The following is a 1,144-nucleotide window of genomic DNA, read 5'->3' as shown; positions in this document are numbered from 1 at the left end:
CTAGTGCCCTGACTCAAACGGATGGTACAGCGTTGCCGTTGACAGCATCGAGGATGGCGGCGGCTGGCTTGGTCCAGACGAAGGGCTTTGGCCTGTCGTTGTGCTCAGCGATGTAGCGGTTGATCGCCGCTTGCAGGTCGACGATCCCGCTGAAGCTGCCACGTTTCAGCCTGCGCCGGGTCAGGGCCGAGAAGAAGCCCTCGACCGCGTTCATCCACGAGGCCGAGGTCGGGGTGAAGTGGAAGATCCAGCGCGGATGCCGGGCCAGCCAGGCGCGCACCTTCGGATGTTTGTGCGTGCCGTAGTTGTCCAGGATCACGTGGATCAGTTTGCCCGCCGGCACCGCGGCCTCGATGGTGTTGAGGAAGCGTAGGAACTCGTCGTGGCGGTGACGCTGCATGCAGCGCCCGATCACCGTGCCCTCCAGCACGTCGAGCGCGGCAAACAGCGTGGTGGTGCCGTGACGGACGTAGTCGTGGGTCTGGGTCTCGGGCCGACCTGGCGTGACGGGTCGGCTCGGACGGGTGCGCTCCAGGGCCTGGATCTGGCTCTTCTCGTCGAGCGAGAGCACGACGGCGTGGCGTGGCGGGTCCATGTAGAGGCCGACGATGTCCTCGACCTTCTCGGCGAAGGCCGGATCGTTCGAGCGCTTGAAGCTGCGGACCCGATGCGGCTGCAGGCGGTGCGCGTCCCAGATGCGCTGGACGGACCGCAGGGAGATCCCGACGGCCTGCGCCAGGGCGCGGCCGGTCCAGTGGGTGACCTCACCGGGCGGCTCGGAGCAGGTCAGCGCCAGCACCTCGGCGACGGTGTCGGTGGAGTGGGGTGGCTTGCCAGGCGGACGGGTCTTGTCGCGCAAGAGACCCTCGACGCCTTCTTCGGCATAGCGCTGTTGCCAGCGCCAGACGGCTGGCCGGCTGACGCCGGCCTGCTGGGCGACGTCGAGGACGGAGAGGCGTTCGGCCGAGAGCAGGATGATGCGGGCGCGCTGGATGTGCTTGAGGGGCCGCCCCCGATCGGCGACGACGGCGGACAGGTGCGCCAGGTCGACGGCGCTGGGGATCACGCAGACAGTCTGAGCCATGCCCTCAGACTCGCATGGCTCACACCTCCTGTGAATCCTCTGAATGCGTCAATGTACTAG

At 67.4% G+C, this 1,144-nt stretch carries 1 protein-coding gene; it reads right to left on the bottom strand.

The window, feature by feature from the left end; all coding sequences use genetic code 11:
- Positions 1-13: 13 nt before the first annotated feature.
- A complete protein-coding gene (locus ACS5PV_RS32765; protein WP_455399479.1) occupies positions 14-1,084 on the bottom strand; it encodes an IS630 family transposase in 1,071 nt (356 codons plus the stop codon).
- Between the last annotated feature and the right edge of the window lie 60 nt (positions 1,085-1,144).

This window comes from Methylobacterium sp. Gmos1, assembly GCF_053764715.1.
Note: the sequence above shows the minus strand (reverse complement) of the source record. Positions and strands in the feature narration are given on the sequence as shown.